Below are 17,117 nucleotides of genomic sequence, written 5' to 3'. Positions count from 1 at the left end.
TGACGACGTTGCCAGGTTATCATGCCGGGAAGAACCAGTTTGAGCGGTATGCATCAAGTCATGAAAGAGGTAGGATGGATGAAAAAGCATTCCAATGAGAAGGATGAACTTACAGACAAACGGCGATTTAGCTACCGAATGAACGTATTTTTCTTCGCTTCCTTTGTTATTTTTAGCGTTATTATTGTACGTTTGGCGTTTTTGCAATTCGTCGAAGGACCTGAGCTCAGTCAGGAAGAAGCAAGTAATATTACCAAGGATGTACCGCTTCCTCCTGTGAGAGGCACGATCTATGATTCCACAGGTGAGGTGAAGTTGGCTTACTCCAAGCCCATTCAATCTCTCTATCTTACGCTTTATAAAAACTATGGGGATGTTGATGGGAAACCGAGTCCTAACATAGGTGAAGTGCAGGATATTGCAACCCGGTTACATGATGTGTTTGAACAGTACAGGCTGAAAGATTCAGAGCCACTTACGGTGGAGAAAATTATTGAAGAGATGGATCTGAATTCCCGCAAATCGAATGGTTTTATGCCACGTCTGATCAAGAGTGATCTGTCCGAGGAAGAAGTCGCTTATTTCCTACAGCACAAGGACGAGTTCAAAGGTATTCAGATCGTAGAGGAGAGTGTACGATTCTACGATCCGGATACGGTAGCGGTTCAGACAATCGGTTATCTGAAGAAGTTCAGAAGTTCGAAGTCCTTGAACAAATACAAAGAGGTGGACGAGGCCAATAAAACGCAAACGGATCCGGGCCTTGTGTATACGGAAAATGAATTTGTAGGCTTTGATGGACTGGAACTGCAATATCAGGATGCTCTCCGCGGCAAAAGCGGATATACATCCGTTGATGTTGATTTGCGTAATTTGCCTGAAGGCGTAGCAGGTTCTACCCCGCCGGAGAAAGGGTATGACCTGATTTCCAGCATTAACAAGAACGTTCAGATGAAAACGGAACAGGCCATCCTGGACCAGTTGAGCTGGCTACACCGGAACCCGGTTTCCGGTCGATTGCATCCGAATGCCAAGACCGGGTTTGCGGTTGCGATGGAAGTGGATACCGGGAAAATCGTATCTGCTGCCAGTATGCCGGACTATGATACTAACGTATGGAGAACCGGTGGTATAAGCACGGAAGATTACGAAAAAATAAAATATATTTATCAGAATGGTACGATTAGAGGGTTCCCGCCAGATGATTCCAAGAAACGGGCGGAGTCCGTTGTATTGCTTGGTTCAACGATCAAACCGCTTAGTGTATTGATCGGTTTGAAGGAAGGTTTCTTCACTGCAAATACCGTATATTCAGATAGAGGCTCAACGACCTTTGGTGGAGACAATCGCAGGGTGCAGAACTCCTCAGGTCATGTGTACGGTGCGATGCGTCCGCGTGATGCGATTCGTCATTCCTCGAACGTGTTCATGATCGACGAGATCGGGAAGAAGCTGTACTCCAAGTATGGTGCAAAGGGTGTCGATGTGTGGGACGAATACATGGAGGAATTTGGGTTAGGTATCTCCACAGGTGTAGACCTGCCTAATGAATATCTTGGGCGCAAAGAATATGGTAAGGACAGCATCGAGAGTTCCTTGACCAAGCTGGTATATGCCTCCTTTGGACAGCAGGGAAAATATACAACGATGCAGCTTGCCCAGTATACAACGATGCTGGCGAACAAAGGTAAACGCATGGAGCCGCAATTGGTCAAAGAGTTCCGTGATTCTGAAGGCAATATCGTGCAAACAGTAAAACCGAAGGTACTCAGCACGGTGGAGTTTAACGATGCCTACTGGAATGAAGTACAACGAGGCATGGCAACCGAGGTATCCGCATTTAGCGGATTCCCTTACGATTTTGCCAGAAAGACAGGAACATCGACACAGGTAGTAGGCGGTAAACTGGTGGATAACGGGGTGTTTATCGCCTATGCACCACGTAATAATCCGAAGCTTGCTGTCGCTGTGGTTATCCCCGAAGGGGGCTTTGGATCGAGCAGTGCGGCTCCGATTGCACGTGCGATCTTCGATGCCTATGACGAGGAATTCGGTCTCGACGGTGTACCAAAAAAAGACAAGAATAAAGATTCAGAATCGGAATCAGGCACACAGTGATGTGAGGCATTGGTTACAGAGAGGACCCTTCGTGGGTCCTCTTTTTTGTTTCCAAGCGGAGAATGGATCGTGGGGTGAAGGAATTAATTACATTAATGTGTAACCAATTGAGCTATGTCACGTTTATATAAGGGAAGGGTGAACGCTTTCGGGAGAACGAGATAACGTTGATATGTCAGTGTTTACATTGGAATCGGTAGATTGGTTAATGTAACGGTTCTGTTTACGAAAATGTAACCAAAATTTGAAAGACGTGATAGCTAACCTTTGGTAGACTTGTATGAGATAGGATCAAAATTAAGAAATTGAACACGTACAGAACGGATTAAAGAATTTATTTTTATAGAGGAACGGGAGAGGCTTAAAAAGATGTTTAACCGATTAAAAAAGAAATCCATGACTGAGGAAGACACACCCGTTAACAAGCCTTCCACCGCAAGGTTGAATGTGTTTTTTTTCGCGGCATTTGTCATATTCAGTATCCTTATTTTCAGGTTGGCCTTTGTGCAATTTGTGGAAGGTCCTGAACTGACGTATATGGAAACGAGTCGTAATACCAAAGACATTCCGCTTGCACCTGTTCGTGGTCCCATCTATGATGCGACAGGGGAAGTCGCGCTCGCCTATTCCGAACCTGTACAGTCACTCTATGTACTGTTATATGAGGATTATCGGAATGATGAACGCAGGCAGGAAGCGGAGGAACTGGCTCATGATCTGGCCGCTGTGTTTAAGCAGTTTAATCCAGGGGACAAAGAGCAACCGGACGCGGAAGAGATCATTAAACGATTGGATCTGGATTACCAGAAAACGTTCGGGTATGTGCCGAGGCTTGTGAAGTCGGATCTATCGACCAAAGAAATTGCCTTTTTCATGGAGAAAAAGGCGGATTATCCAGGGGTTATGGTGCTGGAAGAAAACATAAGAAAATATGACCCGGATGGTGTAGCCGTTCAGGTTGTGGGTTACACAAGAGAGTTCAAACGGGCACCAGATTCCATTGTCAGATACAAAGCCATTCGTGAAGCTGCAAGTACCCAGCGTGATCCAGGGCTTGTCTATCATGAGGAAGAGAAGGTTGGCTTCGATGGGCTGGAGCTTCAATACCAGGAAGAACTCCGTGGACGAAGCGGTTATCAGTCCATTGATATTGACGCACGTAATCTGCCAGATGGAACGATGCTACAAACTCCACCGGAGAAAGGCTATAGTCTGGTCTCCACTATTAACAAGGAAATTCAGATGGCCGCACAAGAGGCGATAACGGACGAATTGCGCAGACTTCCGAAGGCGATTACCGGATACGCAGTAGCCATGGAAGTGGATACGGGAAATGTGGTGGCTATGGCGAGTATGCCGGATTATGATCCGAACGATTGGGATTATGACAAAATCAAATATGTGTTCCGGAATGGAACCACCGAGTCGTTCCCACCGAATGATGCCAAGCCTAGTCACGCAGAATCCGTAGTACTTCTTGGATCGGTAATCAAACCGCTAAGTGTGCTGATTGGATTGAAAGAGGGATTATTTACAGCAGGACAGACCTATCCCGATCAGGGATATGCGGTTTTGGGGAAAGACGGACGAAAAGTGAAGAACTCGCATTCTGCTTATAATGGTTCTATTAACGCGAGAAGGGCGATTGAGAAATCCTCCAATGCCTTCATGATTGATATGGTGGGGAAACGTTTGTTAAGTAAATATGGCTCAGAGAAAGGCATCGATGTCTGGCACAAACACATGCAGGAATTTGGCTTGGGTGTGTCCACTGGTGTAGATCTGCCTAATGAATTTCTGGGTAGGCTAGAATATACTAATAAAGACGAATCAGCTCTAACACGTTTGGCATTTGCCTCCTTTGGACAACAAGCCAAGTACACCACGATGCAACTCGCACAATACACGACGATGCTTGCCAATAAGGGTAAACGGATGGAACCGCATCTGGTGAAGGAAATCCGTGATGCGGATGGCAATGTAGTGAAGGAATTTAAACCTAAAGTACTCAATGAAGTTGATTTTGCGGATGCGCACTGGAATGAAGTTCATAAAGGAATGGTCACCAAAGTAAGTTCTTTTGACGGTTTCCCTTACGATTATGCTCGGAAAACAGGAACATCAGAACAGGGGACAGGGCCGAACAAGAAGGAGAACGGGGTGTTTATTGCCTTTGCACCACGGGACAATCCGAAGCTTGCTGTAGCTGTTGTTGTACCAGAAGGTGGATTCGGGTCAGTCAGTGCTTCGCCAATTGCACGGAAAATTTTCGATGCATATGATGAAGTATATGGTCTTGATGGAACGCCAAAAGGGAAGAAAGACGAAGGAAAAGACAACGAGTAATGTAAAAGAAACGCCGCAGGTGTAGCTCTTTTAACATCACATCTAACAGGTTAATGAAGTGAGCAACATATGAATCTGGACAGGCAGGGGAAATTATCCCTTGCCTTTTTTTTTGGCTTCGGATAAAATTTGCACAAGGGAAACATTATTAGTCTTGATTAAAACTTAATACCTTGTACAACAAAATTAGATGTGGACAATTATTTTAGGAGAGGGAAAGGGGACGATTGAATTGTTAATGGTGAAAATGAGGAGTATTCAGAGGGGATTCATTACACTTGCGGCTCTGGTGCTGGTTGTGGTGCTTACAGCATGTTCAAGCAATGCAGAGACAGGCAGTGGAGGAAAAGTACAGGTAACAGCGACAACGGGTATGATTGCGGATGTAGCACGTGAGGTAGGCGGGGCATATGTTGATGTTACCGGTCTGATGGGCCCAGGCGTTGACCCCCACCTGTACAAGGCATCCCAAGGTGATATTCGCAAGCTGGAGCAAGCGGAAGTCATTTTCTATAATGGACTGCATCTCGAAGGTAAAATGACAGACATTTTGGAGAAAATGTCCTCAAGCAAGCTGGTTACAGCCGTTACAGAGACCATTCCAGTCGAGGAATTGCACTCAGGCAAAGACACAGGCGGTACGGAATATGACCCACACGTCTGGTTTGACGTAAGTCACTGGATGCATGCGGCAGAATCTGTACGCGATACACTGGTGGAGGCTGACCCGGACCATGCTGAAGAATACAAGGCTCAGGCGGAGACGTATTTAGCGAAGCTCGATGCTTTGGATGCCGAGGTACGTGAGAAGATTCTGGAGATTCCGGAAGCAAGCCGGGTATTGGTTACAGCACATGATGCGTTTGGATATTTCGGTCAAGCCTATGGCATGAAAGTCATGGGGCTTCAGGGCATTAGTACAGCAGCTGAATATGGTGCAAAAGATGTTAGCGAACTGCGGGATTATCTCGTGGATAACCATATCAAAGCAGTATTTGTTGAATCGAGTGTGCCTGCAAAAGCGATGGAAGCCATCATTGCCGGAGCAGCTCAAAAAAGACATACGGTTAGCATTGGTGGAGAACTGTTCTCGGATGCCATGGGGGCTGAAGGAACGGAAGAAGGCACATACATCGGTATGATTCGCCACAATGTTGAGACGATTGTAGAAGCCCTGAAATAATGAATCACATGAAGAGAGGAGTTACAGGATTATGAATGATACAACTTTATCGGAACCAACTCCTACAAAACTGAACAACAGCCACTTGCAGGGAACGCAGCCAACATCGGCTCCTCTTAGTGTGAGGGATCTGGCTGTTGCGTATCATAAAAAACCAGTGCTTAGCAGCGTATCTTTTGATATCCCGGAAGGACAACTCATCGGAATTCTCGGACCTAATGGCGCAGGGAAATCCACCCTGATCAAAGCCGTTCTGGGACTGGTACCGAAGATGCATGGCGAGGTTCGGATATTCGGACAATCGTACCGGGAACAACGTCGTCGTATCGGATATGTGCCACAACGGGAATCGGTCGACTGGGATTTTCCAACGCATGCACTTGATGTAGTTATGATGGGAAGATATGGTCATCTAGGCTGGTTCCGTCGTCCGGGGAAAAAGGAGCGGGACCTGGCAGCACACTGCCTGGAGCAAGTCGGCATGGGCGATTACATGTACCGCCAGATCAGTCAGCTGTCCGGTGGACAACAGCAGCGTGTCTTTCTGGCGCGGGCACTCGTGCAAGACGCGGATCTGTATTTCATGGATGAGCCGTTTGCAGGTGTGGATGCCACCACGGAGAAAGCGATCATTTCGCTTTTGGAACAGTTGAAAAAACAAGGCAAGACAGTACTGGTCGTTCACCATGATCTGACGACAGTCGAGGAATATTTCGACCATGTGCTGCTGCTCAATGGACGACTGGTGGCAGGCGGACCGACAAGCGAAGTGTTTGTACCGGATACACTGCAAGAGACGTACGGAGGCCGGATTGCGATGATCGGAAGCCGGACGGAGAAAGGCCAGGTGTAGTGCATGTGGAACTGGATCATTGCCATCTTGTCCGACCCCAATACACGTTGGATATTGCTTGGCTGTCTGTTGCTGGGATTCAGTAGCGGAATTATTGGCACCTTCACCTTTCTTCGTAAGCAGAGCCTGATGGGGGACACCCTCGCTCATGCTGCTCTGCCCGGGATCTGTATTGCATTTATGTTGACGGAAACGAAGTCCGTAGGCTTATTCCTGTTCGGTGCTCTGGTGGCCGGTATTGTCGCAACCTTCGGAATCTCGTGGATTACACGCTACTCCCGGATCAAGCAGGATGCGGCGATGGGAATCGTGTTAACCGTATTTTTCGGGGTTGGCGTAGTGATGCTGACGCGCATCCAGCATGGGGCGAGCGGAAGCCAAAGCGGACTTGATAAATATTTGTTTGGACAGGCGGCGTCCATGGTCATGACGGATGTGTATGTCATGGGTGGCGTATGTCTCGTATTACTGATCGCCTGCCTTGCCTGGTTCAAGGAATTCAAACTGGTGAGTTTTGACCCGGGCTTTGCACGAGGCATGGGACTGCCAGTAGCCATGTTGGAGCAGCTCATTTTGCTCTTGACGGTGATTGCAGTAGTTGCCGGGATTCAGGCCGTTGGTGTCGTACTTGTTGCGGCCTTGCTGGTAACTCCGGCAGCAGCGGCACGTTGCTGGACGGACTCACTCGCACTGATGGTGTTGCTCGCAGGCATATTTGGTGCATTGAGCGGAGCAACAGGAACCATCTTCAGCACGCTCGTGCCTAACCTGCCGACAGGACCTGTAACGGTGCTTGCAGCTACGGTATTGTTTGCCGGATCAGCCTTGCTGGCTCCGCGTCGTGGACTTTTAGCTCGAAGGTTGCGAAGTATTCAGGCGAAGTCCGCCTATATGCGTGAAGAACGAGCCACACTCCAGACTCTCGCTGCACAGCGAAATCAGCAGGAACGGGGGGAGATGTAATGGCAACGTTTTGGATTATATTGACGGCTGTATTGGTTTCTTCTGCCTGCGCCATCCTCGGTTGTTTTCTGATTCTGAGGCGAATGGCTCTGGTCGGTGATGCGATCAGCCATGCGGTTCTCCCCGGTATTGCAATTGCTTTCCTGTGGAGCGGTTCCAGAGATTCGTTATGGATGCTACTCGGTGCCACCGTGTTTGGTCTACTGACGGTATTCTTCATACAGAGTTTGCAGGCGGGTGGTCTATCGTCTGATGCTTCCATCGGAATTGTGTTCACGGCACTCTTTGCAGTAGGTGTCATTCTCATTAGTCTAAACGCTCAGCACATTGATCTGGATCTGGACTGTGTCTTGTTCGGCGAGATTGCTTATGTTCAGTGGGATACGCTAACCCTTGGAGGTACGGATGTCGGGCCGAGAGCGGTCTGGATGCTAGGCATCACTTTGCTGGTTATCCTTGTCGTCATTGGACTGTTCTACAAACAGTTCAAGCTGTGTGCGTTCGATCCGGCGTTGGCTGCAGCCTGCGGCATTCCGGTGGTTTTGTTCCACTATCTGCTCATGGGACTCGTTTCCATGACATCCGTAGCTTCATTTGAAAGTGTTGGGTCGATCCTCGTTGTGGGTATGCTAATTGTACCTGCGGCGACGGCTTACCTGCTTACAGATCGTCTGGGTAAAATGATTCTGTATGCCGTCCTGATCGGGGCTTCTTCCTCGATTGGAGGTTATATCATGGCATACGCCCTGGATGCTTCCATCGCTGGCTGCATGGTGGCTGTTGCTGGAATTTTATTTGTTCTCGCACTGCTGCTGTCACCGAAACATGGCATTGTATTTCGTTATGCTCGTCGCAAATTTGCGGCACGTTAATTGGATTTTAAGTGAATTACACGAGGCCGTCTGCTTGCAGGCGGTTTTTTGGTAGGTCTATAATTTAATGACTAAAATTATGTGGAGGCGAAATAACAGGAGAATATACTTACTTTTTTTTGATAATTTTATCATTAACATTATGGGATATTTTACGTCTTAACTTATGAAGTGTTTTATTTTAATACTCTGATTGAAAGGAGGCCAAACTTTGAAGCAAGTATCCATCATCCTTATGATTTCTCTTATTCTGTTTGGGTGTTCCAATCCTTCAATGGACAATTCTAATGCTCCTGATCAAATGCAAAGAGATGGTAATCAAATGAGAGCGAGCAAACAAATTGGGGAATATGAGCTCCAATTGATCATTGAAGCAACAAAAGATCATACCTTCATTTTTCAACCAGGAATAAAGTATATAGGGATTGAAGCAGATAATGAAATTCTTCATTCCAAGCAAATCCTCGATGTAGATTTGCAAATGGGTGGCGAGACAATTCTTCCACCAAGGTCAATCACAAGTGAAGGGTTAACAACGAAATTAATGAAAGACCACTGGTATTCCGAAAAGTATGAGATCACACTAACATCAGAGCAAATTGAACAAATTAAAAATTCAGACGTGGATATTGTTCTAAATGCAGTATTTCAATCTGAACAGTCAAGCTTTGAAGACGAGAAAAAAATAATAATTAGTGCAGAAGAAGTTCTAATAAACTAAACACTTGTAGAAGGTAAGTAGGGGTCTCAAAAGAATCATTGCATTATTATTGCTGAGAACGTTGAGAAAGATATTCAAGCCCTTACCAATCCAAGTAATGTCATTTACAATACCTCGGGAATTAACCCTGGCAACCCTACTAGACTCACGGGAGTTCAAGCTATTTCCTCCAGTAAAATAGGTGAAACTGTCATTAAATCAGGAGCAACGACAGACACAACTACTGGAACATTACAGGGCAAAGATGTATATTTTACTAGTAGCACAGGTCCTGGCAGATATCTTTTTGAAACAAGCACAATTTCACAGCCGGGTGACAGTGGATCACCTGTATTTGCAGGATCCGGTTTTAAAGGAATTGTTCACGGAAGAATTTTAAGCAATGATAGCATGTTATATTCTCATGCAGAAAGAATTTTGAATGGATTGAATATGGACCTCTACGTTCCATAAATAATCGTTTTGAATAGACAAACATTTAAATCGAAAATCTAGAGTCGCTGATCAGCGACTCTAGATTTTTTTATATAGCGTTCAGGATTCACGAGGGGAAAGGCTTCAATCTCTGTAAGTGGAAATAAATTAAACAGTCAGTGTAAATAATCATTAGTTCAACTTATATAGTTGTATTCATTTTACAGGGCAATCTGATGTGTAGTGTGGAATATACATTTGTAACGAAGCGTCAGCCTTTAGATTCCGGGGTATTTTGTTGCAGGTCGACGATCTGTGGTAAAATGTCGTTAGCTGTGACGTCCGGAGCGTCCGTTTTGCGGATGCCGGGCGATCTTGTCGTGAGAGAATGTTTAAAATTAGATAAAGAGAATCTTTAAGTTGAACTGGAGATACATTGGGAAACGGAGAGGGCAGAAAGGACCTAGAGAAGGGAACTACAACTACTCGAAAGCTTGTCTGCCCGCGTAGTGCCTGAATGGATATCCATGAGTTCAACTTGGAGAGAGACAACCTAGGAGGAACTACTGTATGAGTGAACTGAAATACAAATTGCTAGCATTGGATATGGATGGAACATTACTTAACGATAATCATGAAATTACACAGGAGACCGCCAAGTGGATTCAAATTGCCATTCGTCGGGGTGTACATGTGTGCCTTTCCACGGGAAGAGCCGTATTCCACGCGATGCCTTATGCGGTTCAACTTGGACTGGAGACACCAATGGTTACCGTTAACGGGAGTGAGGTCTGGAAAGCTCCGCATGATCTGCACATGCGTCATCTGATGGACCCGGCATTAATTCGCAAAATGCAGGAAATTGGTGAGAAATATAACAGCTGGTACTGGGCATACTCGGTGGAAGAGCTGTTCAACCGTGATCGCTGGACGGACAATATTGAAGGTCTGGAATGGCTCAAATTCGGCTTCAATACCGAAGTGGACGAAGCTCGTCACCAGATTATGATGGAACTGCAACAAATGGGTGGTCTGCAGATGACGAATTCTTCACCTGTTAATATCGAGATCAACCCTGCTGGAATATCCAAAGCCAGTGGTGTAGCTGAGGTTTGCAAACTGCTGGGTATCGAGATGTCCGAAGTCGTTGCTGTCGGAGACAGTCTGAATGATCTGGCTGTCATTGAAGCCGTAGGTCTGGGTGTAGCGATGGGCAATGCGCAAGAGCAGGTGAAGGAAGCGGCTGATCTGATCGTAGCGAGTAATAATGAAGACGGCATCGTCGAAGTGATCCGTGAACATATTTTGAAGGGGGAGTAACTTTTGCTCGCAACCATTGCCTGGATTTTAATTGTGCTGCTGTTTGCAGTGGGGATGGCTGGAACGGTATATCCCATATTGCCTGGTGCTGTAGCGATTTTCTTCGCGTTTCTGGTCTACGGCTGGTTCTTCAGCTTTGATCCGTTCGGTGTGTGGTTCTGGATCATCCAGATTCTGATTGTTGTTGTGCTGTTCGTAGCGGATTATGTTGTCAGCGCATGGGGCGTGAAAAAGTTCGGTGGCTCCAAGCTTTCGACCACGCTCAGTACCATTGGTGTTATCATTGGCCCATTTGTCATTCCGGCATTCGGACTGGTGCTGGGACCATTTATCGGTGCTTTTATCGGGGAACTGATTGGAGGGTCTTCGCCTTCCAAAGCGTCAAAAGTTGGATTTGGTTCTGTGGTGGGGCTATTTACGAGCACCGTAATGAAAATTATTTTGCAGATCGTCATGATTGTTCTCTTTATTATCTGGGTGGTAAGATTCGCCTAAACGTTAGGGATTAGCTTCAACGGGATGCACGTCCGGTGTGGAGGAAAGAAGGGGAATTGGTTTGTCTAAGAAAGAAACATTCATTAAGGGTACGCTCATTCTGGCGGCAGCTGCGCTGATCGCGAGAGTGCTCGGATTGGTTCAACGGGTGCCGCTGGAGCATATCCTCGGGGATATCGGTAACGCATCGTTTACCATCTCCAATACGGTATATTTAATGTTGTTAACTGTAGCAACGGCGGGCATACCGAGTACGCTTAGCAAAATGGTGTCGGAACGCTATGCGCTCGGACGCGCGGGTGAAGCACAACAGATCTACCGTGCAGCCCTGATCTTTGCGGCTGTCGCCGGGGTAGTCATGTCTGCTTTATTGTGGTTCGCGGCGCCTTATTATGCTACGTATGTCTCCAAAGTACCGGAATCGGTCAGTGCCATTCGCGCCTTGGCCCCAGCCTTGTTACTTTTCCCAGCCATTGCGATGATGCGTGGATATTTCCAGGGGCGCGGCAACATGACAGCAGGCGGTATTTCACAGATTGTGGAACAGTTCGCCCGTGTAGGTACAGCCATTATCGTGGCATATGTCATGCTGCAATGGAATTATGATGATCAGACAATTGCCGCAGGTGCCTCATTTGGTGGGGTATTGGGAAGTGTTGGTGCCTTCGGTGTCATGCTGTACTTTACCTTGAAGCTGCGTCGTAGCGACCGTGCTGCGCAATTGAATTACGAGCGTGCTGAGCAACTGCCGATGCGCGGCATCTACAGTGATATCTTCAAATTGTCTATTCCAATTGTACTGTCCTCGCTTGCAGTTCCAGCCATTAACTTTATCGATTCATCCCTTGTGGTTCCACTGCTTAGTGGCCAGATCGGACTCGAAGAGGCGACAGGCGTACTTGCGATCCTCGGTGCCAAGGCCCAAAGTATTGCGGGTATTCCGCCAATTCTGGCTATCGCTTTAAGTCAATCGTTGGTGCCTGTCATTTCGGCAGCATTTGCCCGGAAGGATGAAGCCCATCTGAAGAATCAGGTTACACTTGCATTGCGCATTTCGATTCTGACAGGTATGCCGATTGTTATTGCACTTTGTGCGGCAGCGTATTCGGTTAATGGATTGCTGTTTACCAATCTGGATGGAACGCCGATTATTGCCTTGCTGACATTCGGTACCATTTTCCAGATTACGATGATGACTACGAACTCCATTTTACTCGGGGTAGGGAAACCGCGGATCACGATGATCAGTGTCGCAGCAGGTGTTGTGATCAAACTGATCGCAAGTCTGATTCTGGCGCCGATCTTTGGCATTTACGGCATCATTATTGCAACGGCCCTTTGTTTCTTGGTTATCACATACCTGAATCTGCGGGTCCTTCGCAAAATCGTTGATTTCTCCATCATGGGAGACCGCTGGAAAGGGTTTATCATTACAGTGGTGCTTGCAGCAGGTGTAGGATTTGCAGCGAACTGGATTGGAAATATGATCTTTGGACTCTTCCTGCCAGCACGCGTATCCTTCTTTCTTACCTGCCTTGTGGTTGGCGCGCTTGTTGTAGTGGTGTATCTGGTCCTCATGGTCGTGCTGCGTGTACTGCGCAAGGACGAGCTGGGCAGTTACCCCCGCATTCTACAAAAAATTCTCCGTCCACTCATGCGTCTCCAACGTGGAGTCGGGCAAAGAGGATAACCTTCACGAAAAATCTAGGCCTCATCATTCGGTCAAAATACCATACAAGCTCTGTCTGCTGTCGAAGCGGACAGGGATTTTTGTATATTTAACGGTCGTCAGCATTAATGTATGGTCGCTTTGGCATCATGAGCCAGTGCTGTCTTCAACATGCCATATCGGTGTTCATGACTCATCTCAAATAGCCATGGACGGCGCGGTGCCGTCAGATAACCGAGACAATCCCGAGTCTGAAGCCAGTCCTGTCGGGTGATCGGTTCATAAGGCGTGTCTCCCCATACGGCGAGCAGTTCCGGACTATACAATCGTTGCCCTTCGGGTAACCATTCTTCATGGAGCAGCTCCTGAGCGTAAAAAGTACGATCACCCGCCTTGTCTTCATGATGGGTAAAAAGGCCAGGCCAATACTCGGCTCGCGAACCTCGATGGGGAATTGAACGAGCGAATTCCAACACTTGTGTGTGTACTTGCTCTACCCCGAACAACAGGGCATATAGGCCTTTGCCAAACATAATTCGCTCATCCAGCTTGCCAAAATGTTCAATCACTCGCCCTGCGAGCCCTGCTTCCCGTCCAAGAGGGAAGACGATATGATTCAGACCGGCCAGATTATGCAGATGGAATGCGGGTTTGGAGAGTACTTCTTTTTGAAAATAAGGATGCTGCACCACCCGGCTTTCGATATAGTTCTGCTCATTAATAATTAATGCCACACTTAACAGTGAACTGCACCGTTCCAGCCAAAAGCGTTCCCAAAACGGCGTCATGAACGCCGATACGTGAAAGTGTGATAAGAGATGGAAACAGCTTCGTCCGATCCGGCGACTGTTCATATACAGCAGAAGCTGGGGATATGCATCCTGAAAAATGAGTGCATTGCACCGTTCTAACAGTCGATACATATGCCCACGATCGCTTGGATTCTGTAGATTATGCATCAAGTCACTCTGAAGATCGGTCATGTGATATCCGCCGTTGCGAGAAACCATATGAGCTAGCAGAGCCCAATGCAGTTCGGGATATTGCTCATAACATTCCAGATAGGCAGCCGTGCGAGTGATATTACTCCGATTATGCTCTTGGGTCAGTGTCTTAATCTCTTCCAGAATGATGCAATCTTCTTCGCATACGAGTGCACTTTGAACCTGATCAGTGCGTGCAAAAGACTTGCCGCTCGCAGGTAACAAACGCTCCACCTCAGCCTGTAGGGCAGCTGCCGTATCTGTATCCCATTCGATCTCACGCAATGGGTGGCGAAGCTGTGCTGAAGCTTGCCATGCCGCCTGTTTGCCACGCCAGATTTCCCGGGCAGCTCCCGGAATGGAACGGACTATCTGCAGGAAGGACCCGTTACGGTGTTCGCTGGAAGAATCGGTTCTGGTGGAAGTCATGATATGACATCCTTTCATGATGTTCTGGGTTTAATTTCACAGACCATGTGGTTTATTCTAAGTATGCGCTTATTATTTGACTTCCACTCCCCAATTTGCTTCACTTAGGGTAAGACAAGGTACAGAAAGGGAGATGAACCGAATGGAACAGATTACTTCCAAACCGGCTTTTGATGTAGCCATCCAATCCCCACGCCTGACGATTGCCGTATTCAAGGCAGACTGGTGTGGTGACTGCAAATACATCGATCCGTTTATGCCTGAAGTTGAAGAGAAATATGCACGTGAACTGACTTTGGTTGAGGTCGACGTGGATCAGGTTGGAACCGTTAGTGAAGAGCAGAATATTCTTGGCATTCCGAGCTTTGTGGCGTATGCCGATGGTCGGGAACTGGTGCGGTACGTGAACAAGCTACGCAAGTCGAGAGAAGAGATTGAGCAGTTCCTGGATCGCGCAGTTGAGGTGTACAACACGATCCATAAATAATATTATATAAGTTCGATAAATGAATATTTACACAGACACTCCGATGACAGAATAACCTTCCGATCGCTGTTATCTCCGGAGATTGTTCAAGTTGTAAAAGGGTAGACTAAAAAGAACGCCATTTCTCTTGAAATAGGGAAATGGCGTTTGTATGTCTACCGTTCATTGTTGGAAACGGTGAAGTACCTATTTATACATATCTTCCGATGACCTATCGGTCATTATTTCACCAGACGTTAACATTTTGTCACAAAGCGCGACGTCAATGAACATTTTATCCGGTATAATGAATTTAGTTGTGAAATAAGTGTCAAAGTACCGAAACAAGCGGAGAATATTCTTCGCCATCTTAAACCAACAGCGGGTGAGAAAAATTGAAGCACTTAACTTTGTTTAAATGGTTAACCGTATTAACCTGTCTTGTCATGTTTCTGGCCACATTTGGTGGAGGCATCGTAACCAAAACGGAATCGGGCCTTGGCTGCGGAACGGAATGGCCTTTATGTAACGGAAAACTCGTTCCCGCACATACTGTGGCTTCACTTATTGAATATTCCCACCGCGCTGTAAGCGCACTGGCTGGACTGTTGTCCATTGCCTCGTTTGTTGCTTTTCTGCGGTTCGGCAAGTCACGCCGTGACCTGCAATTGTTTTCTTTCTTAACCCTGATATTTGTTATTGTCCAAGGAATCATGGGGGCTTTTGCCGTCGTTTTCTCCCAATCTTCAGCAGTTATGGCACTTCATTTCGGCTTTGCGCTGATTGCCTTTGCCAGTTCGCTTATGATGGCATTGGGCATAAGGCAGGAAGCAAAAGATGGTGGATTGGAGCGTCTGAATAAATATCCTCGGGTCAGTAAAAAATTCAGAAATCTGGTCTGGTTCTCCACGATCTATACGTATCTCGTGGTATACACAGGCGCATTTGTGAGTCACACGGATTCTGCCGGTGGTTGTTCCGGATTTCCGCTCTGTAACGGGCAGATTATTCCTGAGCTTTCAGGCGGGGTAGCGGTTGCTTTTGCTCACCGTGCAGCAGCTGCGTCTTTAGTGATTGTTATTGCAATTCTGGGTCACTTCGCGTATCGTAATCATCCGGATAACAAGGAAATGCGTACTCTTGGCGTTGTATCTGTTGTTTTGATTCTGATGCAAGTGGTCATCGGTATTTTCATGATGGTGACGATGAGCCGTCCGGAAGTATACATGTTCGTAGCTCTTGCCCATATGCTGGACATCGCCATACTGTTCGGGATCTTAACGTATATGAGTTTCCTGGTGTACAAGCTGCATCGCCCGGTTAATCGTTTCTAGATCCATTTCTTGGTCTTTGGGCTCAATATTGAAAGTCCACCATCCAGTGATGTACATCATTGGACAGGTGGACTTTGTTTGATGTCAGGGGGATCAGGGCAACCTATGGCATGCAGCGTTTACATGTTTACTCGGAATGATTATGTTTATATGATGAACCTTTATGGATCAGCAGAGTGGAAAGAGGAGGTTATATATGCTGCGAACGTTGCTGGGAGAAAAGCCACGTGTAAACGAAGGTTTGCTGAAAGAAGCAATGGAGTCCATGGCGCATACACTTGAGCTGTTTCAGCGACAAATGCATGTGGACCATGATCCTACTCACGACTATCGGAAACTGTATGTGTGGACCCAGGGGCTTATCTCTTCCCTGGATGAACTGGAGCAAAGCTGCTTCGCTGCTGCTCATTTTCGACAAAAGGTCGTTGCAGGTTCGACGGACGATATGACGCTAGCCGAGAAAGCTGAGTATGCTCGGTATGTTTATTTTTACAAAGATGGCTTCATTCGCTGCTTTGCCATTCTGGATAAAGTCGGCACCGTATTGAATGAGATATTCCAGCTGAATACTTCAAATACAAAAGCGCATTTTTCTTATTTTACCGTGTTAAGACAGTTCGACTTTGCGAGGGAGCATCATGATCTTGCCCTGCGATTGATTCAGATCAAGGACTCTTATCGTGAGCCGATGAGCAAGCTGCGCAAACGACGTAATATGGAAATTCACTACATGAACTCCGAAATGCACGATGATCTGTGGCAGTTACATCAGACGTTGCAAGGTAAAGTGAAATTGGAGGATCTGAATCAACATGTGCAGGAAATGCGTCAGGGCGTGGATATGGTCTGTGAAACGTTAACAGCCTCTTATAGCTATATCAATAAAATATGGCTAAGAAATAATTGCCTTTGACAAATCGGAATACTTGGAATATACTGAGTTTCAATCGA

14 protein-coding genes are annotated in these 17,117 nt (G+C 46.7%); 13 read left to right on the top strand and 1 reads right to left on the bottom strand.

Translation table 11 applies throughout. The annotated features are described in order from the left end of the window. Nucleotides 1-78 precede the first annotated feature (78 nt). The 10 genes from M1D71_RS24325 to M1D71_RS24280 all read left to right on the top strand — a co-directional run bounded on the left by M1D71_RS24325 (nucleotide 79) and on the right by M1D71_RS24280 (nucleotide 12,975). Nucleotides 79-2,118, top strand: coding sequence for a peptidoglycan D,D-transpeptidase FtsI family protein (locus M1D71_RS24325; RefSeq protein WP_458127342.1), 2,040 nt, complete (start codon nucleotides 79-81; stop codon nucleotides 2,116-2,118). A 369-nt stretch (nucleotides 2,119-2,487) separates the two neighbouring features. Next, nucleotides 2,488-4,464 carry a peptidoglycan D,D-transpeptidase FtsI family protein gene (locus tag M1D71_RS24320; protein WP_458124031.1) on the top strand — a complete coding sequence of 659 codons (1,977 nt, stop codon included), beginning with the start codon at nucleotides 2,488-2,490 and terminating at the stop codon, nucleotides 4,462-4,464. Between the two features lie 238 nt (nucleotides 4,465-4,702). Then, entirely contained in the window at nucleotides 4,703-5,647 is a 945-nt protein-coding gene (locus tag M1D71_RS24315) for a metal ABC transporter solute-binding protein, Zn/Mn family (protein WP_458127341.1), read from the top strand. Between the two features lie 31 nt (nucleotides 5,648-5,678). Next, a complete protein-coding gene (locus tag M1D71_RS24310) occupies nucleotides 5,679-6,500 on the top strand; it encodes a metal ABC transporter ATP-binding protein (RefSeq protein ID WP_458124030.1) in 822 nt (273 codons plus the stop codon). Nucleotides 6,501-6,503: 3 nt separating this feature from the next. Further along, nucleotides 6,504-7,463 (top strand): metal ABC transporter permease, encoded by a 960-nt coding sequence (locus M1D71_RS24305; RefSeq protein ID WP_145325075.1) that lies wholly within the window; start codon nucleotides 6,504-6,506, stop codon nucleotides 7,461-7,463. Beyond that, entirely contained in the window at nucleotides 7,463-8,335 is an 873-nt protein-coding gene (locus M1D71_RS24300) for a metal ABC transporter permease (RefSeq protein ID WP_458124029.1), read from the top strand. Before M1D71_RS24305 ends, M1D71_RS24300 begins: the two co-directional genes overlap by 1 nt. Nucleotides 8,336-8,546: 211 nt before the next feature. Then, nucleotides 8,547-9,056, top strand: a complete 510-nt coding sequence (locus M1D71_RS24295; RefSeq protein ID WP_458124028.1) for a hypothetical protein — start codon at nucleotides 8,547-8,549, stop codon at nucleotides 9,054-9,056. A gap of 984 nt (nucleotides 9,057-10,040) precedes the next feature. Beyond that, nucleotides 10,041-10,790 (top strand): Cof-type HAD-IIB family hydrolase, encoded by a 750-nt coding sequence (locus M1D71_RS24290; RefSeq protein ID WP_076211034.1) that lies wholly within the window; start codon nucleotides 10,041-10,043, stop codon nucleotides 10,788-10,790. A 54-nt stretch (nucleotides 10,791-10,844) separates the two neighbouring features. Further along, on the top strand, nucleotides 10,845-11,285 hold the full coding sequence (locus M1D71_RS24285) for a DUF456 domain-containing protein (protein WP_047841365.1): 441 nt from the start codon (nucleotides 10,845-10,847) through the stop codon (nucleotides 11,283-11,285). A gap of 61 nt (nucleotides 11,286-11,346) precedes the next feature. Continuing rightward, the gene (locus M1D71_RS24280) at nucleotides 11,347-12,975 is read left to right on the top strand and encodes a putative polysaccharide biosynthesis protein (protein WP_458124027.1); all 1,629 of its coding nucleotides are present in this window, start codon (nucleotides 11,347-11,349) and stop codon (nucleotides 12,973-12,975) included. A gap of 104 nt (nucleotides 12,976-13,079) precedes the next feature. On the opposite strand, the gene M1D71_RS24275 is transcribed toward M1D71_RS24280, so the two are convergent. After that, nucleotides 13,080-14,366 carry a DUF2515 family protein gene (locus M1D71_RS24275; RefSeq protein ID WP_458124026.1) on the bottom strand — a complete coding sequence of 429 codons (1,287 nt, stop codon included), beginning with the start codon at nucleotides 14,364-14,366 and terminating at the stop codon, nucleotides 13,080-13,082. Between the two features lie 142 nt (nucleotides 14,367-14,508). Between M1D71_RS24275 and M1D71_RS24270 the strand changes: the two genes are divergently transcribed. From M1D71_RS24270 to M1D71_RS24260, 3 genes are all read left to right on the top strand, one after another. Then, on the top strand, nucleotides 14,509-14,853 hold the full coding sequence (locus M1D71_RS24270) for a thioredoxin family protein (RefSeq protein WP_458124025.1): 345 nt from the start codon (nucleotides 14,509-14,511) through the stop codon (nucleotides 14,851-14,853). Between the two features lie 425 nt (nucleotides 14,854-15,278). Continuing rightward, nucleotides 15,279-16,166 (top strand): COX15/CtaA family protein, encoded by an 888-nt coding sequence (locus tag M1D71_RS24265; RefSeq protein WP_458127340.1) that lies wholly within the window; start codon nucleotides 15,279-15,281, stop codon nucleotides 16,164-16,166. A 196-nt stretch (nucleotides 16,167-16,362) separates the two neighbouring features. Next, complete coding sequence (locus M1D71_RS24260) at nucleotides 16,363-17,079, top strand: Cthe_2314 family HEPN domain-containing protein (RefSeq protein ID WP_458124024.1); 717 nt, start codon at nucleotides 16,363-16,365, stop codon at nucleotides 17,077-17,079. Nucleotides 17,080-17,117: the final 38 nt, after the last annotated feature.

This window comes from Paenibacillus sp. Z3-2, assembly GCF_054161325.1.
The sequence above is the reverse complement of the archived record's forward strand: the minus strand, read 5'-3'. Positions and strand labels throughout refer to the sequence as shown.